23 protein-coding genes are annotated in these 24,062 nt (G+C 56.6%); 16 read left to right on the top strand and 7 right to left on the bottom strand.

What is annotated here, in order from left to right; all coding sequences use genetic code 11:
* Positions 1-5: 5 nt before the first annotated feature.
* The 10 genes from HMPREF1323_RS03555 to der all read left to right on the top strand — a co-directional run bounded on the left by HMPREF1323_RS03555 (position 6) and on the right by der (position 9,766).
* Positions 6-713 carry a nucleoside-specific channel-forming Tsx family protein gene (locus HMPREF1323_RS03555; RefSeq protein WP_009432728.1) on the top strand — a complete coding sequence of 236 codons (708 nt, stop codon included), beginning with the start codon at positions 6-8 and terminating at the stop codon, positions 711-713.
* Between the two features lie 16 nt (positions 714-729).
* Positions 730-2,034 carry an NCS2 family permease gene (locus HMPREF1323_RS03550; RefSeq protein WP_009432719.1) on the top strand — a complete coding sequence of 435 codons (1,305 nt, stop codon included), beginning with the start codon at positions 730-732 and terminating at the stop codon, positions 2,032-2,034.
* 183 nt (positions 2,035-2,217) lie between these two features.
* A complete protein-coding gene (locus HMPREF1323_RS03545; RefSeq protein WP_009432777.1) occupies positions 2,218-3,471 on the top strand; it encodes an N-acetylmuramoyl-L-alanine amidase family protein in 1,254 nt (417 codons plus the stop codon).
* A 40-nt stretch (positions 3,472-3,511) separates the two neighbouring features.
* Positions 3,512-4,390, top strand: a complete 879-nt coding sequence (locus tag HMPREF1323_RS03540; protein ID WP_009432786.1) for an MlaD family protein — start codon at positions 3,512-3,514, stop codon at positions 4,388-4,390.
* 24 nt (positions 4,391-4,414) lie between these two features.
* Positions 4,415-5,428, top strand: a complete 1,014-nt coding sequence (locus HMPREF1323_RS03535; protein WP_009432797.1) for an NAD-dependent epimerase/dehydratase family protein — start codon at positions 4,415-4,417, stop codon at positions 5,426-5,428.
* A gap of 123 nt (positions 5,429-5,551) precedes the next feature.
* Positions 5,552-6,097, top strand: a complete 546-nt coding sequence (locus HMPREF1323_RS03530; protein ID WP_009432706.1) for a YceD family protein — start codon at positions 5,552-5,554, stop codon at positions 6,095-6,097.
* 22 nt (positions 6,098-6,119) lie between these two features.
* Complete coding sequence (rpmF, locus tag HMPREF1323_RS03525) at positions 6,120-6,296, top strand: 50S ribosomal protein L32 (protein WP_009432677.1); 177 nt, start codon at positions 6,120-6,122, stop codon at positions 6,294-6,296.
* A 124-nt stretch (positions 6,297-6,420) separates the two neighbouring features.
* A complete protein-coding gene (locus HMPREF1323_RS03520) occupies positions 6,421-7,422 on the top strand; it encodes a beta-ketoacyl-ACP synthase III (protein ID WP_009432778.1) in 1,002 nt (333 codons plus the stop codon).
* A 93-nt stretch (positions 7,423-7,515) separates the two neighbouring features.
* Positions 7,516-8,418, top strand: a complete 903-nt coding sequence (gene era, locus HMPREF1323_RS03515) for a GTPase Era (RefSeq protein ID WP_009432799.1) — start codon at positions 7,516-7,518, stop codon at positions 8,416-8,418.
* A 37-nt stretch (positions 8,419-8,455) separates the two neighbouring features.
* Positions 8,456-9,766 carry a ribosome biogenesis GTPase Der gene (gene der / locus HMPREF1323_RS03510; RefSeq protein WP_009432761.1) on the top strand — a complete coding sequence of 437 codons (1,311 nt, stop codon included), beginning with the start codon at positions 8,456-8,458 and terminating at the stop codon, positions 9,764-9,766.
* 349 nt (positions 9,767-10,115) lie between these two features.
* Here the strand turns inward: der and HMPREF1323_RS09350 are convergent, their stop codons facing one another.
* Together HMPREF1323_RS09350 and HMPREF1323_RS03500 are read right to left on the bottom strand one after the other, a co-directional pair.
* Positions 10,116-10,703, bottom strand: coding sequence for a 5-methylcytosine restriction system specificity protein McrC (locus tag HMPREF1323_RS09350; RefSeq protein ID WP_410524575.1), 588 nt, complete (start codon positions 10,701-10,703; stop codon positions 10,116-10,118).
* A 740-nt stretch (positions 10,704-11,443) separates the two neighbouring features.
* The gene (locus HMPREF1323_RS03500; protein WP_009432737.1) at positions 11,444-12,847 is read right to left on the bottom strand and encodes an AAA family ATPase; all 1,404 of its coding nucleotides are present in this window, start codon (positions 12,845-12,847) and stop codon (positions 11,444-11,446) included.
* Positions 12,848-13,289: 442 nt separating this feature from the next.
* Here HMPREF1323_RS03500 and rpsU point away from each other — a divergent pair, with 442 nt between their 5' ends.
* The 5 genes from rpsU to cobC all read left to right on the top strand — a co-directional run bounded on the left by rpsU (position 13,290) and on the right by cobC (position 18,317).
* Positions 13,290-13,484, top strand: coding sequence for a 30S ribosomal protein S21 (rpsU, locus tag HMPREF1323_RS03495; RefSeq protein WP_009432718.1), 195 nt, complete (start codon positions 13,290-13,292; stop codon positions 13,482-13,484).
* 245 nt (positions 13,485-13,729) lie between these two features.
* Positions 13,730-14,461: a nitroreductase family protein gene (locus HMPREF1323_RS03490; RefSeq protein ID WP_009432693.1), complete on the top strand. Its 732-nt coding sequence runs from the start codon at positions 13,730-13,732 to the stop codon at positions 14,459-14,461.
* A gap of 165 nt (positions 14,462-14,626) precedes the next feature.
* Positions 14,627-16,912, top strand: a complete 2,286-nt coding sequence (locus tag HMPREF1323_RS03485; RefSeq protein WP_156795191.1) for a GH92 family glycosyl hydrolase — start codon at positions 14,627-14,629, stop codon at positions 16,910-16,912.
* A complete protein-coding gene (locus HMPREF1323_RS03480; RefSeq protein WP_009432683.1) occupies positions 16,905-17,735 on the top strand; it encodes an adenosylcobinamide-GDP ribazoletransferase in 831 nt (276 codons plus the stop codon). Before HMPREF1323_RS03485 ends, HMPREF1323_RS03480 begins: the two co-directional genes overlap by 8 nt.
* A 21-nt stretch (positions 17,736-17,756) precedes the next feature.
* Entirely contained in the window at positions 17,757-18,317 is a 561-nt protein-coding gene (cobC, locus tag HMPREF1323_RS03475) for an alpha-ribazole phosphatase family protein (RefSeq protein WP_009432758.1), read from the top strand.
* 3 nt (positions 18,318-18,320) lie between these two features.
* Here the strand turns inward: cobC and gmk are convergent, their stop codons facing one another.
* From gmk to HMPREF1323_RS03460, 3 genes are read right to left on the bottom strand one after another with little or no spacing between them, the layout of a single operon-like run.
* Positions 18,321-18,893 carry a guanylate kinase gene (gmk, locus tag HMPREF1323_RS03470; RefSeq protein WP_009432738.1) on the bottom strand — a complete coding sequence of 191 codons (573 nt, stop codon included), beginning with the start codon at positions 18,891-18,893 and terminating at the stop codon, positions 18,321-18,323.
* Positions 18,894-18,929: 36 nt separating this feature from the next.
* Positions 18,930-20,036, bottom strand: coding sequence for a recombinase RecA (recA, locus tag HMPREF1323_RS03465; RefSeq protein WP_009432708.1), 1,107 nt, complete (start codon positions 20,034-20,036; stop codon positions 18,930-18,932).
* A 42-nt stretch (positions 20,037-20,078) separates the two neighbouring features.
* Entirely contained in the window at positions 20,079-20,540 is a 462-nt protein-coding gene (locus HMPREF1323_RS03460) for a peroxiredoxin (RefSeq protein ID WP_009432784.1), read from the bottom strand.
* A gap of 568 nt (positions 20,541-21,108) precedes the next feature.
* Here HMPREF1323_RS03460 and HMPREF1323_RS03455 point away from each other — a divergent pair.
* Positions 21,109-21,912, top strand: a complete 804-nt coding sequence (locus tag HMPREF1323_RS03455) for a DUF3575 domain-containing protein (protein WP_009432748.1) — start codon at positions 21,109-21,111, stop codon at positions 21,910-21,912.
* Between the two features lie 96 nt (positions 21,913-22,008).
* Here the strand turns inward: HMPREF1323_RS03455 and HMPREF1323_RS03450 are convergent, their stop codons facing one another.
* Both HMPREF1323_RS03450 and HMPREF1323_RS03445 read right to left on the bottom strand, forming a co-directional pair.
* Positions 22,009-23,079 carry a S41 family peptidase gene (locus tag HMPREF1323_RS03450; RefSeq protein WP_009432824.1) on the bottom strand — a complete coding sequence of 357 codons (1,071 nt, stop codon included), beginning with the start codon at positions 23,077-23,079 and terminating at the stop codon, positions 22,009-22,011.
* Position 23,080: 1 nt separating this feature from the next.
* Positions 23,081-24,055 (bottom strand): DUF3316 domain-containing protein, encoded by a 975-nt coding sequence (locus tag HMPREF1323_RS03445; protein ID WP_009432745.1) that lies wholly within the window; start codon positions 24,053-24,055, stop codon positions 23,081-23,083.
* Positions 24,056-24,062 lie beyond the last annotated feature (7 nt).

The following is a 24,062-nucleotide window of genomic DNA, read 5'->3' as shown; positions in this document are numbered from 1 at the left end:
CATCCATGCGACAGCTTTATCGTATCGCGCTTGTACTCCTCCTGACTACCCTCGGGGCACAAGCACAAAACATTCAGCTCCACTACGACTTCGGGCGCCAGCTCTACAGCAAGGACCAGCCCGATCGCCCCAAGCTCACCACGACCGTGGAGCTCTTCCGCCCCGATAGCTGGGGGAATACCTTCTTCTTCGTCGATATGAACTATCAGCGCGAGGGCATCACCTCGGCCTACTGGGAGATCTCTCGTGAGTTCAGCCTCGGCAAGCTCCCTCTGGCCCTGCATATCGAGTATGACGGCGGGCTGAGCAATCAGTTCTCCTACAAGAATGCCTACCTCGCAGGTCTGACCTACGCGTGGAACCAAGCAGACTATCAGGCCGGCTTCACCTTCACGCCGATGTATAAGTATCTGGCACGTCAGGATAGACCCCACTCCTTCCAGCTGACGAGCACATGGTACCTGCACATGGCGGGTGGTAAGCTCTCCTTCCTGGGCTTCGCTGACCTCTGGGGCGACCGTCATTTCGTCACGGGCAAGAACAATATCATCTTCATCACCGAGCCGCAGCTGTGGGTGAACCTGAATAAGTTCGAGGGCATCAACCCCAAGTTCAACCTCAGCATCGGTACCGAATGGGAGATCAGCAGCAACTTCGCTGTACTGGACAAGACCGTCGTGAACCCCACGCTGGCCATCAAGTGGACCTTCTAAGCCCCCGCACACTCTAATGCAAGCACTCTATCGCCTCGTGGGCTTTGACCCCACGAAGTACAAGCTCCGCACCGAGCTTCTGGCAGGCCTGACGACCTTCCTCACGATGAGCTATATCCTGGCGGTCAACCCCGACATCCTCAGCACTACGGGCATGGACAAGGGCGCCGTCTTCACCGCTACCGCCCTGGCATCGGCCGTCGGTACGCTCCTCATCGCCTTCTTAGCTAAGCTGCCCTTCGCCCAGGCTCCCAGCATGGGTATCAATGCCTTCTTCGCCTTCACCCTCGTCATGGGCATGGGCTACAGCTGGCAGGCAGGTCTGGCAGCCGTCTTCGTCGAAGGGATCATCTTCATCCTGCTCACCGCCTTCAACATCCGCGAGCAGATCGTCCGCTGTATCCCGAAGAACCTCCGCTTCGCTATCTCGGCAGGCATCGGCTTCTTCATCGCCTTCATCGGGCTGAAGAATGCAGGGGTCATCGTCGCCAACGAAGCTACCTTCGTAGCCCTCGGCCCCTTCACCCCTACGGCGATCCTGGCCGTCATCGGTATCATCCTCAGCGGTGTCCTGATGACGCTGCGTGTACGCGGTGCGCTCTTCTACAGCATCGTCCTCTGCACGATCATCGGGATTCCCCTCGGCGTGACACAGATCCCCGATAGCTTCATCCCCGTCTCCCTACCCCGCTCGCTGGCACCTACGTTCCTGCAGTTCGACTTCAAGGCGCTGCTCAACATGGATATGGCGCTCACGATCTTCGCTCTGGTCTTCATGGATATCTTCAACACCGTGGGTACACTCATCGGTGCTGCCGCTAAGACTGAGATGATGGACAGTGAAGGCAACGTAAAGAATATCAAGCAAGCGATGATGGCTGACGCTTTGGCCACCTCCTTCGGTGCCGTCTGCGGTACGTCGACCGTGACGACCTTCGTAGAGAGTGGTGCGGGTATCGCCGAGGGCGGCCGCACGGGTATGACCGCACTGTCTACAGCTGTGCTCTTCATCCTCGCACTCTTCCTCTCGCCTCTCTTCCTACTCATCCCCTCCGCTGCGACGACAGGTGCTCTCGTGCTGGTAGGTGTGCTGATGCTGAGCTCTATCCAGGATATCGACCTCATGGATATCTCCGAGGCACTGCCCAGCTTCATCACCGTACTGACGATGGTGCTGACCTACAACATCGCTGAAGGGATGGCCCTCGGGCTCATCTCCTACACGCTGGTCAAGCTCCTCAGCGGCCAGTGGCGCCAGGTCTCCATCACCCTCTACATCGTCTCGACACTCCTCATCCTGCGCTACATCCTCGCTATATAATAGTAGAGCGCACTCCGAGTGTCCACAACGAAGAAGGCCCCTCCCTCACGACTGCAACCGGCGTGAGGGAGGGGTCTCGTATTATCTCTACGAGGATACAAGCCCCCTTTTACAAAAGCGTTGTATCTTTGCGTTATTAAATAAATCATTGTTCGTAGAGCCTATACGGCTCTTCCCAAGTATATGCCGCTCGCTGAGATCCACGCTATACGCTACGTCCGCGCCTCGATACTTACGCTCCTCCTCTGTCTCGCTCTTGCTCCCCTCGGGATGCAAGCCCAGCGCCTCTTCACCGTCGTCATCGACGCCGGTCACGGGGGGAAGGACTCTGGCACTGTAGGGAATGGTGGCAAGGAAAAGGATATCACCCTCGCAGTAGCCAAGCTCGTCGGCAGCAAGATCCAAGCAGCGCACCCCGAGGTACGTGTACTCTACACCCGAAGCACCGACGTCTTCGTCGGCCTGCAGGCCCGTGCAGACTTTGCCAATAAGCAGAAGGCCTCCCTGATGCTCAGCATCCACGTCAACAGCGCACCGTCGAAGGACGTCCACGGTACGGAGACCTATGTGCTGGGGATCGCTAAGTTCGCCAACAACCTCAGCGTGGCGATGCGCGAGAACAAGGCGATGCTCCTCGAGAGCAACTATAAGACGACTTACAAGGGCTTCGACCCGACGTCGACGGAGAGCTATATCATGTTTGACCTCATGCAAGATGCTTACTTCAACAAGAGCATCGAGCTGGCAAACAAGATCCAGCGCCAGTACCGCTCTGCTGGACGCTACAGCCGTGGCGTCCGTCAGGACATCCTCTGGGTACTGAGCCAGTCAGCCATGCCCAGCATCCTCACCGAGATCGGCTTCCTCTCGAATGCCAACGAAGCTTCCTTCATGCTCAGCGCAGCAGGCCAGCAGTCACTCGCCTCGGCCATCGCGGCGGGCTTCAGCTCTTACTACCGTAGCTATCGCGGCAAGAGCACAAAGACCCAGGACAGCAAGGAGGCCGATAGCACCGAGACGAAGAAGGAAGAGACCGCTACTGTTAGCGACGAGACCGCTGAAGAGCCTACCGCAGACAAGGACACCAGTCCCCGCGCAGAGGTAGAGCGTGCGATGAACAAGAGTCGTGAGCGTAGCAAGGAGAAGACGACGGAGCGCAAGCAGGAGAAGGGCAAGAAGGAGAGCGAGGCGAAGAGCTCCGACTCGGAGATCACGTACCGCGTCCAGTTCCTCTCCAGCCCCGATAAGATCGACACGAAGGATGCGCACTTCCGCAAGCTCCCTACCGCAGTAGAGCGAGTGAAGGTCGGGCGCGCGTACATCTATCTACTCGCTCCCACGAGCTCGAAGGCCGAAGCACAGAAGCAGCTCCGTGCCCTCCCCCGCACTTACCGCGATGCCTACATCGCACGCTACCGAGGCAAGACACGCCTATAAGCCCGACCTATCACAGAGCATATATAGAAATAAGATACATATGAAGATAAAGAAAGAGGTACAGATCGGCCTGCTGGCCATCGTCGCTGTTGCCCTCGGCTACATCGGGGTCAACTTCCTCAAGGGCATCGAAGTCTTTAAGAAGACCTCGATCTATTATGCCCACTTCGACAACCTCAGCGGCATCTCTGCAGCAGCTCCTGTCGAAGCCAGCGGATTCAAGGTGGGCAACGTGCGCTCCGTAGCCTTCGACTACAGCCGTGGCTATGGCGCTACGCTCGAGCTGGCGCTCGATGACGATATGCGCATCCCCGTAGGGAGTCAGCTGAAGATCAAGTCGAACCCCCTGGGGAGTGCTGAGCTCGTGCTCGTCATCAACCCCCAGAGTCAGACCTACCTCAGTGAGGGGGACACCATCGCCAGCCAAGACGCAGGCGACGGACTCCTATCCTCCGTCTCTGAGAAGATCCTCCCCGCTATCGCAGGGATGATGCCCACGATCACCAACACGCTGGAGCGCCTGAATGCCCTGCTCAACGACAAGAGCATCGACAGCATGCTCTATGGGCTGAGTGCCTCTACACAGCAGTTGCACGGCATGATGGCTGGGCTGAACCGCACGAGTCGCAGCCTTGGCCCCGTCCTCGACAACGTCGGGCACATGAGCTCCAACCTTGCAAACTTCTCTGGTCAGCTCTCCTCGATGCGCCTTGACTCGCTGATGCTCAGCCTTCAGGAGACGACGGCTCAGCTTCAGATGGTATCCCAGCAGCTCCGTGGCAAGGACAATACCGCAGGTCTTCTCCTCAACGATCCCTCGCTCTACAACCGCCTCGACAGCCTCGTAGGCAGTGCAGACCGTCTCATGCGTGACCTGCAGGAGAACCCCAAGCGCTACGTGCACTTCTCCATATTCTAAGCCCACACGACCGACACGATTACCATGGAGCGTCTACTCATCACTGGAGCCTCTGGCTTCATCGGCAGCCATCTCGTCCGCCAAGCCCTCGAAGCGGGCTACGAGGTATGGGCCGCTGTACGTAAGGACAGTGACAAGACCCGCCTTGAGAAGCAAGGGGTCAAGCTGCTTGAAGTCGACTACTATGATGAGGAACAGCTCTTCGACGCTCTCGACTCGGTCCGTCCCTTAGAGGAAGGCGGCCCCCAGTGGGACTACGTCATCCACAATGCGGGCATCACGAAGACCGCCCGCCTGGAGGAGTTCACAGAGGTCAATGCCGAGCATACGCGCCGACTACTCCATGCACTCAGCCGTCTCTCGGAGCAGCCCAAGCGCTTCGTCCTAATGAGTAGCCTCAGTAGCTACGGTAATGTAGCAGGCCCCGACGAAGCCCTGCATGCCGAGCTCCCTCAGAAGCCCAACACCCGCTACGGTCGTAGTAAATGCCTCGCGGAGCACTACACCGAGCAGTCGGGTATCCCCTTCACGATCCTCCTCCCCACAGGCGTCTATGGCCCAGGAGACAAGGATTACCTCATCGCCCTACAGAGTATCGCACGTGGCATCAATGCGATGTCTGGCCTGCGTAAGCAGTACCTGACCTTCGTCTATGGCGGGGATGTTGCCCGTGCTGCCCTCTTTGTATTGCGCGACGAGCGTGCCCGCGGCCAGCGCTATATCGTAGCCGACGGCGACACCTATATCGACCGAGAGTTCGGTCATCTGGCTCAGCGTCTGCTGGGTCGCAAGCACGTATTCCATATACGTATCCCCCTACCACTGGTGCGCCTCACCTGCCTCTTCGGCTCGCTCCGGGCAGCCATCACGGGGCAGACGACGCCACTCAATCGGGACAAGTACCCGATCCTCGCACAGCGCAACTGGCGCTGTGATCCCTCACCGCTCTTCGCTCTGGGCTTCACCCCAAGCAAGAACCTTGAGGAAGGGCTTCGCGAGACCATCGCCGACGGGCGCTCCCGCGGTCTCCTCCCTTAGTCACCGCCCCCGCATAGCCTACTCCTCTCAAGAGCTGGCAAACATTGCTCACTTTTTAATTGTGGGAATGGGGGCTTTTGTGTATCTTTGCGCAGATTTTTACGCATAGTTTAAGAGTCACCCATGCATACCGACCAGTACAAGATCAATCTACGGAGTCTCCCGGAGGGCGATCACGAGTACACCTGGCTCCTCGAGGACAGCTACTTCGAGCGCCTATCGGAGGGTAGCGTACACGGCGGTGAGGTCGATGTCGACCTACGCCTGCGCCGTACGGGAGACGTCTTTAGCCTGGACCTCTACTATGAGGGCTATGTAGTGGTTGACTGTGATCGCTGCCTTGACCCAGTAGATATAGATGTAGAGTCCGAGCGCGAGCTTATAGTCAAGTTCGGCAGTGAAGCCCTTGAGGAGAAGGACGAGATCCTCGTCGTCTCTGAGCAAGATGGGGTGCTCGACCTGGAGTGGGTCCTCTATGAGGATATCATCCTGAGCCTTCCCCTACAGCGAATGCATCTCGAGGGCGAGTGCAACGAGGAGATGATGTCGGCCTATGCCCGCGTCTCTACCGACGAAGTGCGCGATGAAGCCGAAGGCCCCGCCCCCACCCTCGATGATGAGGGGATCGACGAGCGCTGGGCTGCACTCAAGGCTCTCAAGCGAGATTAGTAATTAAAACAAAATAAGATTTATGGCACATCCTAAAAGAAGACAGTCCAAGACGCGTACCGCTAAGCGCCGTACTCATGATAAGGCAGCTATGCCTACGCTCGCAAAGTGCGCTAACTGCGGTGCATGGCACATCTACCACACGGTATGTGGTGAGTGCGGGTACTACCGTGGTAAGCTCGCCATCGAGCAGGCTTAATAGCCCCGCTTAGCCAACACAAAGAAAAGCCCCAAGGTATCCCCTTTGGGGCTTTTTTTGTAACTTCGTGAGCGACAAGCTAAGGCGATTGAAATTAATCTACATCAGTATATCCAACTAACCTATGAGTATCATCAACGCAGCCATCACGGCTGTCGGAGGGTATCTCCCTGAAGATAAGATAACCAATGCCGACCTCGAGAAGATGGTCGATACCAACAACGAGTGGATCATGACCCGTGTCGGGATCCGCGAGCGTCGTATCCTCAAGGACCCCACGAAGGGTGCTTCCTTCCTCGGCATCGAAGCCGTCAAGGACCTCTTCTCCCGCAACAACATCGACCCCGCCACCATCGACGGGATCATCGTGACTACGAATACGGCTGACTACCACTTCCCCACGACGGCTTCTATCGTAGCCTTCGAGACGGGCTGTGTCAACGCCTTTACCTTCGACATGCAGGCTGCTTGCCCCGGCTTCATCTACGCTCTCGAAGCTGGAGCTAACTACATCCGCTCGGGCCGCTATAAGCGCATCATCGTGCTTGCCACTGAGAAGATGACCGCCATCACCGACTACACCGACCGCGCTACGTGCCCTCTCTTCGGCGACGGCGCTGCTTGCGTACTCCTCGAGCCTACTGAGGAGAACGAAGGGGTACTCGACTCTTACTTCCGCACGGATGGTACGGGCCGCACCAACCTCATTATGAAGTCCGGTGGCTCGGCCAGCCCTGCCTCCCACGAGACGGTTGATCGCCGTGAGCACTACGTCTACCAGGAGGGTGCTGCCGTCTTCAAGCAGGCTGTCAAGGGCATGTCCTCCAGCTGCCGCACCATCATGGAGCGCAACGGGCTGAGCTATGATGACATCGCTTGGGTAGTCCCCCACCAGGCTAACCTCCGCATCATCGACGCTGTAGCGCGTGAGATGCAGGTACCTATGGATCGCGTGATGATCAACATCGAGTACCGAGGCAACACCAGCTCGGCTACGATCCCCCTCTGCATTTGGGAATTCGAGAAGCAGCTCAAGAAGGGTGACAACCTCATCCTCACGTCCTTCGGCGCAGGCTTCACCTGGGGTGCAGTCTACGTCAAGTGGGCTTACGATCCCAAGAACTAATCTCCCCATACGACAGACCTTGCCTGCCACTCTTCCCTTCGCTGGGAGAGGACGGGCAAGGTCTTTTATTCCTATCCCTCCACACTCCGGACGATGGAAGACAAGCAAGAAGTCACGCACCGCTCAGGCTTCGTCAATATCGTGGGCAACCCCAACGTGGGGAAGTCCACCCTGATGAACCTCCTGGTCGGCGAGCGCGTATCGATCATCACCTCCAAGGCCCAGACGACGCGTCACCGCATCATGGGCATCGTCAATACCCCCGAGCTGCAGATCGTCTACAGCGACACCCCTGGGGTACTGCGCCCGAACTACAAGCTCCAGGAGAGCATGCTCGAGTTCTCCGAGTCGGCTCTCGGTGATGCTGACGTCCTACTCTACGTCACCGACACGGTCGAGACAGCCGATAAGAATGAGTTCTTCCTCGAGCGCGTCCGTGGGGTCAAGTGCCCCGTACTCCTCCTTATTAATAAGGTAGACCTCACGACCCAGGACAAGCTCGTAGAGCTCGTAGATCGCTGGCACAAGGAGCTTCCTCAGGCGGAGATCATCCCCATCTCTGCGCTCAACAACTTCAATGTCCAGCCCTTGAAGAAGCGCATCGAGAGCCTCATCCCTCCCTCTCCCCCCTACTTCGAGAAGGACGCACTGACCGACCGACCCGCGCGCTTCTTCGTCACCGAGATCATCCGCGAGAAGGTCCTCCTCTACTATAAGAAGGAGATCCCCTACTCCGTCGAAGTCGTCGTCGAATCCTTCAAGGAAGAGGACGAGCGCATCCACATCCAGGCCCTCATCGTCGTCGAGCGCGACAGCCAGAAGGGCATCATCATCGGCCACCGCGGTGTCGCCATCAAGAAGGTCGGCACGATGGCACGTCGCGACATGGAGCGATTCTTCGAGAAGAAGATCTTCCTCGAGCTCTTTGTCAAGGTAGAGAAGGACTGGCGCAATCGCGACAAGATCCTCCGCGCCTATGGCTACCGCCTCGACTAAGAGCGGTAAGCCTCACCCACCAATCACAGCATCAGATATGAGTCATTTAGTAGCAATAGTAGGGCGCCCCAACGTAGGGAAGTCCACCCTCTTCAACCGCTTGACGCAGACCCGTGGGGCCATCGTCAGCGAAGAGGCAGGTACGACCCGTGACCGCCAGTACGGCAAGGTATCATGGCTCGACCGCGAGTTCTCCATCGTCGACACCGGCGGTTGGGTAGTAGGTAGCGAAGATATCTTCGAAGGCGAGATCAACAAGCAAGTAGAGATCGCTATGGAGGAAGCCGATGTCATCCTCTTCGTCGTCGACGTCGAGAGCGGCATCACCGACCTCGATGATGAGGTCGCTGCCAAGCTCCGCCGCACGAAGAAGCCCGTCCTCCTCGTAGCGAACAAGGCGGACAACTTCGCCCAGCACTACGAGGCAGCTGAGTTCTACAGCTTCGGGCTCGGTGATCCTATGCCTATCTCCGCTGTCAGCGGTAGCGGTACGGGTGACCTCCTCGATGCCATCACGAAGAACCTCCCCGAAGGCGAATACGTCGACGAGACTCTCGATGCTCCACGTATCGCTATCGTCGGCCGACCCAACGCGGGTAAGTCTTCGCTCGTCAATGCCTTCATCGGTGAGGAGCGCAACATCGTCACCAACGTAGCAGGCACTACGCGCGACTCGATCTACACGCACTACACGAAGTTCGGCATGAACTTCTACCTCGTCGATACCGCCGGTATCCGCAAGCGAGGCAAGGTCAACGAAGACCTCGAGTACTATTCGGTCATTCGCTCCATCCGCGCTATTGAGAACTCCGACGTCTGTATCCTGATGCTCGACGCCACCCGCGGTATCGAGAGCCAGGACCTCAATATCTTCTCGCTCATCCAGAAGAATAGCAAGGGGCTCATCGTCTGTGTGAATAAGTGGGACCTCGTCGAGGATAAGAGTAATGCTGTCATCAAGACCTTCGAGAACGCTATCCGCGAGCGACTCGCTCCCTTCACCGACTTCCCCATCATCTTCATCTCGGCCCTGACGAAGCAGCGTATCTTCAAGGTCCTCGAGGAAGTCCAGCAGGTCTACGAGCGTCGCAGCAAGCGCATCCCCACCTCGAAGCTCAACGAGGTCATGCTCCCCATCATCGAGGCCACGCCTCCTCCTGCTACCAAGGGCAAGTACATCAAGATCAAGTACGTCATGCAGCTCCCCACAGCGGTACCCAGCTTTGCCTTCTTCGCGAACCTCCCCCAGTGGGTCAAGGAGCCTTATCGCCGCTTCCTCGAGAATCAGATCCGTGCGCACTGGGACTTCTCCGGTACGCCCATCAACATCTTCATTCGCGAGAAGTAGCCCGCCCTTCTCCCCCTCCCAACGAAGCGCCCCAGCCGGTAGTCCTGCTACCGACTGGGGCGCTTACTTTTCCCCTCCTCCTGCACCTCACTCCGCAAAGCACTATAAGAGGGTGATACGAACCTCTACTGGTCACCGCTCCGACCACTACTGGTCCGTGAGCGAACCACTACTGGTCAGCGAGTGAACCACTATTGGTTCATAGTGCAAACCTATAGTGGTTCGCTCACGGAACTATATAGGTTCACCCGCCAACCAATATAGGTTCAACAGGGAGAGCTTAATAGAGCATGATTCTCGAGTAGTTACACTGAAAGCAATAGGCATCTATTAAGCTCTGTTCTCCAAGTCAAAGCGATCGAGCAATTAGCTTATCTAGCTCTCGTTGTGCTTCGCCTTTTCTTGCTATATCCAAGGGGATACCGACTAGGTGCACGTTGGTGGTGGCTCGTGTTAAGGGATTCGAAATCTGTTGCTGCTGACAAATAAAGACTTCTGCCGGATAGACTAAGGCCACCTGTTTATCCTCCGCTGTTCCAAATGAACTATAAGCCAAGACCTGGTGCAAATCATGCCTAAAGGAGTCCTTCAAACCATCACTTATCGTACCCCGATTGAGCATATGGCTTTTATACTTCGCATCGATGATAAGCTGATTATCTTCTCTCTGCAGCACGATATCAGGCTCGAGATAGCGAAGTGACCAAGCTGGAGCTCGCCCCGATATCAAATAACGAGGGTTACATACGAGCGAGCAACTTCTCTTCTGTGCTACCTCCCTAAAAAGATGCTGCACGTAGTGTTCGAAAAGAATAGCATAGTCTACTCTCCAAGGACGCCTACGTGTACTCTGATGTTGAAGGATAACATTTGCCAAACGCTTCGCCTCTCTGATAGTCAGAGGGTCAGAGGTATGCTCGACGAATCGGTCACACATCCTTGGCTTAGGCATATTGCCATAGAGAGAACTCAAGCGTGTTGTTTTACTGAGGTATCTAGATCTGACTGCAATAGGCGTCTGCATTTTCTGGACCTCTGATATAGCTAAAAGAAGCACAGCAACCAGCTGCCTAAACTCTAAATGATTTTTCGACAGTCGACTCTCTCGAGTGGGGAACTTCAGTGACATCTCTGGCACAAAACACCTCTGGACATATACATCCCACCGAGTACCGCTAGTAGGCAAATCGCGCTCCCGCTCTATTACTTCAAACTTACACCACTGTGCCTTCTCTACTCTTTGCCAGAAGTCAATGAATCTGCAACACTCAAAATAGAGAGGAGGCTCTACGGAGGTGTCTTGGATGTCAGGTAGACTTGAATCATATTCAGGCAACAAACTGTCTTGCACTGTGGTCAGCAGCCCTGAAATATCCTCGCCAAACCTTCCTCGAATAGTCAAATCGGCATAAGGCTTACCATTCCTTGGGGACAATAGGGGGACCGTCCCTGCATAGTGAGACGTAGTTATCAGCAAGCAAGTTGCATTGAACGAAGCATCAATATCTGCTCGGACCCCGATAAAATCAAATGCCTCTTTGTTCAAAGCGATGAAGTGCCTGAGGACATTCGCAGCATGGCGCTTGTCACATTTCCATATAGAATTCAGCTCCTCATATGGAATTGAGCTTTCCTCGAGCGTACAAAGATTCACCATAACCTTTCTGGCATAGCAAACTACTCATACAAGTAGACTCCTGCCTCCGTGTAGAAGAGATGAGCGAAGCTATCCGCAGCTTTCTGCAAGAGTCCTTCAGCCAGATACTCTTTGATTAATGGCAGCAGCTCATAAATCAGTCTCATCTTCATAAGCTGCTTGCCGTTTTTGGAGCTGGTCAGGAAATAGCTCGGGCCAGGCTGAAGATTAAGCTCTTCGTCTGAAGCATATCTCTCGAAGATATCGCAGAACTCTCGGAATAAACCTCCATGAAAAGTCTGTCCTTGCTGCGGGGCTATAGCCTGTGGCCGTATAGTATACCATGCAAACCGACGTCGAAGGGCAAAGTCAACCACAGCCAAACTCCTATCCGCAGTATTCATAGTCGCAATAACATCCAGGTTATCAGGTAGAGTCGAAAGGCTAAGAGTACCTATCTGTAAAGGAATACTCCTTTTCCCTACATGGGTTTCAAATAGGAAGAACACAGGACCTAAAACATTAGCCAAATTAGCTCTGTTTATCTCATCTATGATCAGCAAAACACGACCACCTGTGTCCTTCTTCACTTGGTCAGCAGTCTTGATTGCCTCGATCAATTTACCATCATAGGCCTCATACTTCAGTTGATCAGAAGACAGAACGGGCCGAATGCCCCCTACGAAATCCGCGTAAGAAGTCTCTGCATGAAACTGAATTAAGTGAGTCCCCTTATAGTCCTGGGCAATCTTTAGTGCATTGTAGGTTTTACCCGTACCTGGAGCTCCCTGTAGCACAATGAATCGCTTAAGCTTTAGAAGATTTCTGACATCCGTCTCTACGTCTACAGACTGCTGCCCAGACAAAAGTTTACCGATAGCCACCTTCTGCTTTTCACGCTCTCCTTTATTACCCCATCCTCTGAACTGGGCATACTGGGCTAGCCATGCAGAGATTATATGAAAGTCTTTATCCGGATCAACAACACATGCAGCAAGGATGTACCTCTTATATTTTTCCAGCGTTTTCTTAAGGTTGCTGACCTCATTCTCTATCTTTTCTTGCAACTCCGGAATAGATGTCTCTATATTGGAAAAATCATTCTTCAGAAAAGTATTCCCATCTGCACTAGCCAGCTTCTTATAAAGCCTTCTGAGCCATGGTATCGAAACGAGGTCATAGTCTCTCTGGAAGCCGGCAGATCCTACAGCCAGGGCAACTAGGCATTTACCTCCCGTTTCCTGAGGGAAGATCACAAATGACACATCGTAGTAAACACCTGAGGGCGCTTCTTCTGGTCTTATATAACCAAAATAAGCTCCCCCATCTTTGAAACTATCTGACTTAATATTGGAGCGAAGTACAGCATTCGCTACCTTTTCTTCCTTGAGACCAAACGCACAAGCCTCACCTTTAACTTTATCTTCTAGATCTTGGACATTCATATCTATATCATTTCTTGAGTTATACGTCTAAAATTAATAGGTTTCACACATAATCCTTTGACAGATAATCGTCCTTGAATCTATCTAGAACTGGATCAATCAGAGAAATCACGCTCTATAGCCTACCTACAAACCTAGGCATCTGACTTCTCAGGATTTTAATGTGCTCAAATTTAAGCATTTTATACTCAGCTTATCCAAACTCAAGTGGCAAAATTGCAAAGACATCATCTTCTTTCTTCCCACCCGAAAAGACGAGAGTCGGGAGGAAGGTACATCAGCGAGGTGCAGGGTAGGAGATTTTAGTGCGGGAGGCGCAGGCAGACGAAGCGGGAGTTTGTGTATTCGCCAAAGTATTAGTAATTTTGCGCACTGATTAGAGTGTATGTAGCACTCTCCCTGCAATAGAAAGTATAACAACAAAATAGATAAGTAAGACATTATGATCGTAGTTCCAGTAAAAGAGGGCGAAAACATCGAGAAGGCTCTGAGAAGATTCAAGAGAAAGTTTGAGAAGACCGGTGCTGTGCGCGCACTTCGTGCCCGTCAGGCCTACATCAAGCCCTCTGTAGCTCGACGCAAGAAGATGGAGAAGGCCATCTACGTCAAGCAGCTCCAGCAGGCCGAAGAGCAGTAGTAGAGACTCCGTCTCCCTCCCTTCGCTGACAGTGCTCGCACGAGCGAAGGCGATCATCCCGCCCTCGATTACGAGGCTACTCCATACCCCATCTCGCACCGCTCTTAGCGGACGTCAAGAGGTATCCCAATGATTTACACACCGCTGATATCCCACTCTGAGGATATCAGCGGTGTCGCTTTATCCCCCTATGCTATGGGGCGCACAGCCCCACGTGTATCTTATATCCCAATAGAGCCACCTCAATGAGCCTTCACGAAACCCTCCAGCATCGTCGCGCCATACGCTACTACGACCCAGAGAAGCCTCTGGATAGCGCCCGCGTCGAGGAATGCCTACGCCAAGCGACCCTCGCCCCGACGAGCTCGAATATGCAGCTCTACCGCTGCTACCATATCACCGACCCTGCCGTCATCGCTGCGCTCACCCCGGCTTGTCTCGGGCAGAGCACCATCAGCACGGCAAAGGAAGTCGTCGTCTTCGCCATCACCCCCTCCCGCTGGCGTGAGCGTGTGGATCACCTCTTCCCCCGCATCGTGGAGGATATCCACAAGCACCAGCCCGAGGAGAAGTGGGCAAAGTACGAAGCTATGCAGCGTGAATACATGACCAAGGTAGTCCCCTTCCTCTACAGCCGTGGGTGCAAGGTCTGGGGCTGGACACGCCATCTGGTAATGAACGCCATCGCACTCTTCCGCCCCATGATACGTCAGGGTACCGAGGGCGATATGAAGACCGTCCTGCATAAGAGCTGTGCCCTCGTAGCGCAGACCTTCATGCTCGCTATGAGTGAGGCAGGCTACGACACCTGCCCCGTCGAGGGCTTCGATGCCCGCCGTGTGCGCAAGGTGCTGGGCCTACCCTCCTCCGTCGAACCTTCGCTCATCGTCTCCTGCGGTATCCGTGATGAGAAGCGCGCTTTGGGTGACCGCATCCGTGTACCCTTCGAGAGCGTCTACGAGCGTATCGGGAAGTAAGACCTCCCCACCCATACGTGCGCCCCATCCCTCCCCGTAGTGAAGAGATGGGGCGCACGCTGTGTATAAGTAGTGGATAAGGCGGGGGAAACCCACCGTCACATACCGATTACCCGTGGGTAAATGCGTATCTTTACGCAATATTATATAGCTATGGCCTCCTCTATGACAAGACGATTACGTGCCCTCTTGGGCCTTGGCATCGGCCTTCTTACGACCCTCGCACTACCCGCACAGCGCAAGCAGATCGTTCGCCCTCAGTATCCACACCTCTCGCAGCGCGTGAATACGCTCATCGGTACCGACTGGGTGGGCAATGTCTATCCTGGCGCCTCAGCCCCCTTCGGCATGGTGCAGCTCAGCCCCGACAATGGGCGAGCGGGCTGGGACTATATCGCTGGCTACTTCTACCCCGACAGCACGATCGCAGGCTTCAGCCACACGCACCTGAGTGGCACGGGAGCAGGCGACCTCTATGATATCTCCTTCCTCCCCGTCACCCTTCCTGCGCTGGACGACCGTCTCACGCGCAAGCCTCAGGCAGGTAAGACGGAAGAGGAGCAAGCACCTATCGGCATCCACGCACGCTTCTCGCACGCTACCGAGGTGGCGAAGGCCGGCTACTATGCCGTGACACTCGAGCCCTATGACATCCGTGTCGAGCTGACCGCCACCGACCGCGTGGGGGTACAGCGCTACACCTTCCAGAAGGATGCCGACTCGGTCTGCATCATCCTCAATCTGGACAAGGCGATGAACTGGGACCGCACCATCAATAGCGACGCACGTGCTATCTCGCCCACACAGATCACGGGCTTCCGCTACTCCGACGGCTGGGCTCGCCATCAGAAGGTCTACTTCACCACGAAGCTCTCTCGCCCTGCCGCCCGCATCGAGCGCACAGCTACCCCATACATCCTCAGCAAGGGGCAGGTAGGTAAGTCCGTCGGCCATGGCGTCATCCTCCGCCTCTACTACAATAAGGTACGCGCTGGCGAAAGCATCACACTCTGCACTGCCCTCTCTGGAGTAAGCGAAGCAGGCGCACTGAAGAACCTGCAGGCTGAAGCCCCCCATACCGACTTCAACCGCTACCACCAGGCAGCTACCACCCGCTGGGACAAGCGTCTTGCACAGATCCGTCTCTCAGCGGATACACCCGATAGTCTGCAGACGACCTTCTACACGGCACTCTACCGCGCGCAGATCTGCCCCACACTCTATAGCGACGTCGACGGCCGCTACCTCGGCGCTGACCGTGAGATCCATCAGCGTGCAGGTGACACCTACAGCACCTTCTCACTGTGGGATACCTACCGTGCAGCCCACCCACTCTACTCCATCCTTCAGCCCAACCTCCAGCGTGACTTCGTGCAGTCACTCATCGACTTCGGCGAGCAGAACGAGGGTCACCTCCCCGTGTGGAATATGTTCGCCTCCGAGACCGATATGATGATCGGCTACCACTCCGTACCCGTCATCGTCGAGGCCATCCTGCGCGGGATCTACGTTCCCAAGGACAAAGCAAAGCTCCTGAGCCTCCTCCGCACGACGGCTGAGCGCAAGGGCTACCGCGGGCTGGATGACTACCGCAAGAAGGGCTACGTGGCGAGCGACCGTGAGGACGAGAGCGTCTCGAAGACCCTCGAGTATGCCTACGACGATGATGCTATCGCACGCTATGCCGCCTGGATGGGCGACCGCGAAGTGGAGAAGATCTACCGCGAGTGTGCCCGCTCCTATCGTCACCTCTGGGACGAGAAGACGGGCTTCTTCCGCCCTCGCAAAAGCAATGGCGAGCTGGATAGCATCTTCGATCCCTTCGCCTACACCAAGCCCTTCACCGAGAGCAATGCTTACCACTACCTCTTCAGCGTACAGCACGATATCGATGGGCTGACGAAGCTTATGCAGGGTAAGCTCGGTGAGCGCCTTGATGAGTTCTTCTCATCCGAGACGCCCAGCCACATCGAGCTCCCCATCTTCTCTACGGGGATGATCGGTCAGTATGCTCACGGCAATGAGCCTGGGCACCACGTCATCTTCCTCTACAATGCTGCCCGACAGCCTTGGAAGACCACAGACCTCACGCACCGCGTACTCAAGCAGCTCTACACCGATAAGCCCACTGGGCTCTGTGGCAACGAAGACTGCGGTCAGATGTCCGCCTGGTACGTCTTTGCCTCCCTCGGCTTCTATCCCGTCGATCCCTTGAGCGGACGCTACGAACTCGTCACGCCCCTCTTCCGCGAGAGTACGATCAGCCTGCCCAACGGCCGTACGCTCCGCCTCTCTGCTCCCGAGCTGAGCGAGAAGAAGCGCTACATCAAGCGCGTCACTATCAACGGGCGTGAGCTCTGCAAGTCCTACATCACCTACGATGACGTGATGCAGGGCGGCGAGATCCGCGTTTCCCTCACCGATCAGCCGGGTAGCGTCTGGTATGAATAGTTCGGGCACTAAGCGAAGTCACCTCGGGGCGCTCATCGCTGCCCTCAGTCTCTTCACACGCCTCCCCTTCTGGCGCCTGCGAGAGCTTACCAAGGCCGACTATGAGGATGCCCTCAGCTGGTGGCCCGTGGCGGGACTGGTGACGGCGACGACCCTCTCGGGGAGCTTCTACCTCTACGCACTCGTACTACCCTCGGTGGGAGCAGCGCTGGCCTTAGCCCTCGGCACGCGCCTGCTGCTGACGGGTGCCTTCCACGAAGACGGCCTCGGAGACTTCTTCGACGGCTTCGGTGGCGGAAGGGAGCGCAGTCAGATCCTCGCGATCATGAAGGATAGCCACGTGGGCAGCTATGCCGTCCTCGGGCTCCTCCTCTACTACCTCACCTACTGGGCGCTGGGCACGTCACTCCCTGCCGGCTGGCTCCCTGCAGTGCTCTTCGCCTCGGACATCACAGGGAAGGTCACCTCACTCTTGCAGGTGCAGTTCCTCCCCTACGCTCGTCGCGAAGAGGATAGTAAGATCGGGGTCACCTATCGCAAGGCACGCCCCTTGGCGATCTACGCAGCGCTGGCGATCTTCCTCACGGCACAGTGGTGGGCACTGCGCCCTATCGAGGCGACACCCATCGGAGGGAGTGAACTGACGCACTTCGTACCGCTCTCCATCTTCCTCCCCATCCTCGTCGGCGGTGGGCTCATCGCCTACCTGCGTAAGCGTATCAACGGCTACACGGGTGACACCTGCGGAGCGCTATGCCTCCTCTCAGAGCTGGCGACGCTCACGGGCTTCGCCATCCTCTACCGCCTCGGCTTAGGCATCTAAGCCACGATCCGACCTACTACCATGCGCCTGCACTTCATCCGCCACACCCGCCCCGACATCGCACGCGGTGTCTGCTATGGGCAGAGTGATATCCCGCTGGCAGCGTCCTTCGCCGAGGAGGCCGAGGACGTCAGAGCACGGCTCACTGAGCGGCTCGAAGGGCGCACACCTACCCGCATCTATAGCAGTCCCCTCTCCCGCTGTCGGCACCTCTGTGAGGCGCTGGGCTACAAAGCACCCATCCTCGACGCACGGCTCTTAGAGCTGAACTTCGGGGAGTGGGAGCTGCAGCGCTTCGACGAGATCACCGACCCACGCCTCCAGCTCTGGTACGACGACTACCTCCACGTGGCACCCACGGGCGGGGAGTCCTTCACCGAGCAGACAGCACGCGTAGCAGACTTTATCGAAGAGCTACGCAATGAACTCGCACAAAAAGAGGACTCCTCCGCATGCGAAGTCTTAGTCTTCACACACGGAGGAGTCCTCCTGTCTGCTGGGCTCTGGGCTGGCTGGTATCCCCTCGAGGAAGCCTTCAGCCACCAAAGTCCCTATGGTGCGATCTGTACGCTCGAGCTCTGAGCCTTAGTCTTCGCTGAGGAAGGCACTCACGATCGAGTAGAACTCCCCGTAGCAGCGCTCCAAATCATCGTTGGTCAGCACACGGTCGAAGAGCGGCGCATACGTCAGCTCGTGAGCGGCCTTCGCCACACGCTCCTCGATGACCTCGGGGCTATCCGTAGAGCGCCCGACGAGACGACGACGGAGCTCCTCGATCGAGGGCGGCTCGATGAAGATGCTCAGGGCTTCGTGCCCATATCCCTTCTTGATATTCAGCCCACCGACGCAGTCGACGTCGAAGATCACGCGGTCACCCGCAGCGATACGGCGGTCGACCTCGGAGCGGAGCGTTCCGTAATAGCGTCCGGGGTAGACCTCTTCGTGCTCAAGGAAATCGCCACGCTCGATGCCGGCCTTAAACTCCTCGGGAGAGAAGAAGTAATACTCCACGCCATGCTGCTCCTGCCCACGGGGTGGACGGCTCGTAGCCGAGACGGAGAAGCCGAGATGCAGCTCGGGGTGCTCAGCGAGCAGACGGCTGATGAGCGTACTCTTCCCCGTACCCGAGGGAGCGGAGATGATGATTAGCTTTCCCATAGATTACAATAGAAGCGAGAGGCCGGGGACGGGGAATTAATCCTCGTCCTCGTCTTCGTCCTTAGCGGCCTTCTTCTTGCGCTTGTCCTTGGGCTTGCCTTCGTTGCGCAGGGCTTCCTTGACCTTCTCCGTCAGCTCATCGAGGAGCTCGGGGTTGTCAGCGAGCGTCTGCTTAGCGTTCTCCTTACCCTGACCGAGCTTCGTAGCTCCGTAGCTGTACCACGAGCCACTCTTCTTGATGAAGTCTTCGCTCTCAGCGATGTCGATGATCTCACCGAGGCGGGAGATACCCTGACCGTAGAGGATCTCGAAGTTTGCGACGCGGAAGGGAGGTGCCACCTTGTTCTTGACCACTTTCACGCGGGTATTGTTCCCGATGACCTCGTCGCCATCCTTGAGCTGGCCGATACGACGGATGTCCAGACGCACGGAGGCGTAGAACTTCAGGGCGTTACCACCCGTAGTCGTTTCGGAGGGGCCGTAGGAGTTCCCACCGATCTTCTCACGAAGCTGGTTGATGAAGATACAGGCGGTATTGGACTTGCTGATAGCCCCCGTGATCTTACGCAGGGCCTGCGACATGAGGCGGGCCTGCAGACCTACCTTCGTCTCACCCATATCGCCCTCGATCTCCTGCTTAGGCACGAGGGCTGCGACGGAGTCGATGATGACCAGGTCGACGGCACCTGAGCGGATGACCTGCTCGGCGATGTCGAGTGCCTGCTCCCCGTTGTCGGGCTGAGAGATGTAGAGGCTGTCCATATCGACACCCAGCGCTTCGGCATAGGAGGGGTCGAAGGCGTGCTCGGCGTCGATGATGATCGCCTTACCGCCCTGCTTCTGCACCTCTGCGATAGCGTGGATAGCCAGCGTCGTCTTACCCGAAGACTCGGGGCCGTAGATCTCGATGATACGACCGCGGGGATAGCCGCCTACGCCGAGGGCGTGGTCGAGGTTGATCGAGCCGGTGGGGATGACGTTGACATCGGTCGTGGGGCGGGCAGCCATGTTCATGACCGCACCCTTGCCGTAGGTCTTCTCGATCTTACCGAGGACGGTCTCGAGGGTCTTCAGCTTGGCCTCATCCTGGGCCTGCTTCTCTTTATCCTTAGCGCTCTTGGAGAGCTTTACTTCTTCACTCATGTGGAGGTTGTCTATTTATATATGGCTCGGGAGAGCCCGTGATTAATCTTCGTGGAGGATCTGCTGGGCGTGATCCTTCGTATTGACGGCCTTGCCACGGATGATGCGCTTGATACGGCCATCGGTGCCGATGACGAAGGTCGTGCGCTCAGTGCCCATGTACTTGCGGCCGTACATACTCTTCTCGATCCAAGTGCCGAAGAGTTCATTGAGGCGCACATCGGTGTCGGCGATCAGGCGGAAGGGCAACTCGTACTTCGTGCGGAAGCCCACGTGGCTCTTCGCCGAGTCACGGCTCACCCCGATGATCTCGTAGCCAGCGGCGCGGAGCTCGCTGTAGCCGTCACGCAGGCTACATGCTTGAGCCGTGCAGCCCGAGGTATTGTCCTTGGGGTAGAAGTAGAGGACGATCTTACGCCCAGGGTAGTCCGAGAGGCGCACCTCCTGCCCTGCTTCGTCCAAGCCTAAGAGGTCGGGGACAAGACCCCCCAATGTCAGTGCCATAAGCAGCGTATCTAATAAAGTTCTATGTATCGTTTGCGGGAAATGGGAGGCTTCGCAAGGCGAGTAATCTCCCTAATACAAAAATACGCATTTGCCCTGAAAGGGCAGGCATCAGAAGTACATCGCCGGGAGTCGCTCTGAGGGGAGAGGCGCCACAGCCCCTATGGGGCCGTGATGCAAGCCTAAATGAGCCTGTTGCCGCGAGTCCTGCCTGCTATTTATTGTGCTAAGGCATCGCACGCCCAGCTCTCCGATCTACCTCTCCGAAGTGATACGCAAGCCCATTCGCCTTATCACGAGTATTCCTCTTATCCAGCAGAAGGGAAAGTGCTATCTCCATGAAGAAAAAGTGCCTTCACGTAGTGGTATTCTTCTATCTATGTACGTAGTCTTAAAGACCAGGCACGTAAATCCAAATATCCACGCACGGAGATATTAGATCCACGTGCGTAGCCCAAACTTATCTACCACTCGTCCAGAACTTTTATCCATACACGGAGCAATAATCCAACCACAAGAATATTAGATTATCTTTGCAACGTTAAATATCTAAAACATATACGTGCATATGAAGAAATTCTCTACTCTCTTGCTGAGCCTCGCCCTGGGAAGCACCCTCGCGGCTCAAACCCCTAAGTTCACTCCCGACCGTGGCGCGCTGCTCGACGGGAAGACCATCGTCAAGGCTAACATCACCAGCCCCATCTTCAAGAACTACAGCTTCGCTGCTGAGCGCATCCTCACGAAGGGTCTCAGCCTGCAGCTCGGCATCGCTACGATGCCTAAGGGTGCCCTGCCCTTCTCCTCATCGTTTGAGAATCACATCGGTCACGATGTCTCGATGAGCAGCGTAAAGCTCCAGTCTTTCTACGTCACGCCTGAGCTGCGCTGGTACACGGGTGGTGGCTACGGTCACGGCTTCTACCTGATGGCTTACTACCGCTATCAGAACTATAAGCTCTCTGGCTACACGCTCAATATGAACGTACGCGAAGGTGCTTCTTCTGCAGAAAAGCCCGTTGCTCTCGACCTCACGGGCGACTTCAAGACGAATAGCTTCGGTCTCGGTCTCGGTGCTCAGTGGCTCTTCGGTCGCAATAAGAACATCGTCCTCGACTGGAACATCCTCGGCGTGCACGCTGGTAAGGGTAAGCTGACCCTCGCGGGCGACTACTCTGCTACAGGCCTCTCCGACAAGGAAATCGCAGACCTGCAGCAGCAGATCAGCGAGAACGTCAGCGACCTGCCCACCATCAAGCTCGTCGGTCAGGATGTCAACGTAGACAAGGCCTCTAAGAAGGTCTCTATCAACAACGTCTCCACCCCCTGGGCTTGGCTTCGTGCCTCCGTCTCTCTCGGCTTCCGCTTCTAAGCCCCCGAGGAGATAGCTCCTATTAAAAAGTGATCCCCCGCAGTGACCGAGTCACTGTGGGGGATCGCTTTTATATGGACTACGAAGGAGCTACTGCTACTGCTTCTTCTGCTTCGACTTGATCTGTAGGATCCAGCGTGTGAGGAGACTTGCCGAGGCCTCGATATAGGGATCGACCTCTGCCCCGCGGGCGATCTCATCCTTGAGGACGACATCAGGCGTGATGCCCTGCTCGATATCAGCGCCGTCGGCATCGTAGGTGCGGGACGAAGAGAAGCGTACCGCCCAGCCATTAGGCAGCTCGGAGGACATCGGCAGACCACCGCCACCGCCCGTCTTCACCCCGACGATCTTGACCTGTGGGAGGCCCTTCATGCGGAGCGTGAAGTCATTGGCGGCGCTGTACACCCCTTGGTTGACGAGGACGACAACGGGCTTGAGCCAGATCGTACCCACCTGCAGGGTATCGAGGTAGAAGGGAGTGCGACGGGAGAAAGCATCGTGCGCGGGGCCCGTCTTGTGCGAGATATAGCCGACGAGCTTGCGCTCACGGATGAAGTGCTGCGCCAGCATATCGGAGGTCGTGACTTGACCGCCCCCATTATTGCGCAGGTCGAGGATGAGGCCGTTGCACGCCTTGAGGCGGTTGAGCACGGCATTCACATTGCTACTTGAGATCGCCGAGGAGAACGATGCCACACGGATGTAGCCGATGGGCTCCGCACGGCGCACGCCCTTCGGATAATCCAGCGACTTGTAGGCCAGCCCGCCAGCGATGCGGTAGTCATTGCCGAGGTAGCTCTCGATGAGCGTCTCATCATAGGAGCGCGGGCCTTCGCTCCGCCACTGCCAGTAGCGCCCGTAGTCGAAGGTGGAGATCAGGTTGACGTGCCCGTCACGCAGCTCAGCGAGAAGCTGGCTCATCACGAGGAAGAGCGAGTCGGTCGTCATCGTAGGGCGCAGGTCACGGCGGTGCTTATGGTAGAGGTCACGCCAGGTGGTGCCTTGAGGGAGCTTGAGGTCAAAGTAGCAATAGCCACGGTCAAGGATCTCCCAGAGGCGGTCATAGTTGGCATACGGATCCGCCGTGTACTCGCGCTCGGTGGTACAGCACGCGAGCGAGAGGAGAAGGCCAAGCACGGCGAGGAGCTTAGTGAGGTGCTTCATATCAGAAGGGCACAAGGGTCGAGTGATCATCGGCAGCACGACGCCCCTCAAGTGGAAGGATCTTCGTCGTCACCCCGATGAGGAGGCTGTGCTGATGGCGGTACGCGGAGAGGTGATTCAGCTCCGTGCGGCGGTAGTCCCAGCGGTAGCCTACCGAGAGCGTGAAGTAGTCAAGCACGGGGACATCTACGCTGGCGAGGACGAAGCCCGTGGGAGCCTTCAGTGGGTGCGTCAGGTAGATACGGCGCGAGGGCTGGCCGAAGTAATAGAGCTCGTAGAGCGTCTCACCGAACTCCTGCGAGAAAGCGAAGCCCAAGAGATCGGTATGCGCGTAAGCCTTGAGAAGGAGGGGGAGGCGTGCGGGGCCGAAGCGAAATGAGTAGAGTGCTGAGGGGCCTACCGAGAGCGCCATATCCAGCGTGCCAGGGTTGTTCCCATTGCGGGAGCTGTACATACCACCAGCGAGACCGACGACGCTACCACCGATAGCGAGACGCCCCCAGCTGCCGGTGCTAATGTGGCGCAGACGTCCCCAGTCATAGCGAGCGGTGAGGCTGTAGATAGAGCCGTTGCCAGCAGGATTCTTCGTCGAGGCCAGGTCGACATTCAAGAGCGTATGACGTAGCCAGCGTGGGTCGGTCGTGCGAGGCGTGTAGCCGAAGAGGCTTCCGCGTGCGACGCGCTGCTCTGGCAGGGAGCGGTAGCCCAGGCGGGTATGCTCCGAGGTGTAGCTGTAGACTTCCCCGCCGTAGTTGAGCGGTGTGAGGTAGGTATGCCCGAGACGCATCCCCCCGATGCCGAAGTACTGGCTGCGGTAGGTGATATTGCTCTGGCGGATCTGTGGCTCTGGTATCGTGAAGAGGCTACGCGCCTCTGAGCCTGCCCCGAGGCTATCCGCTGCACTCTGAGCTCTCAGCGGAGCCGAGAGGAGCGCCAGTGCGAGGGCCATGAGGGGCAGAGCAAGGGGCTTATTCATAATGGTA

Origin of the sequence: Porphyromonas sp. oral taxon 279 str. F0450, from assembly GCF_000292995.1 — a bacterium.
Lineage (GTDB): Bacteria > Bacteroidota > Bacteroidia > Bacteroidales > Porphyromonadaceae > Porphyromonas > Porphyromonas pasteri.
The sequence above is the reverse complement of the archived record's forward strand: the minus strand, read 5'-3'. Positions and strand labels throughout refer to the sequence as shown.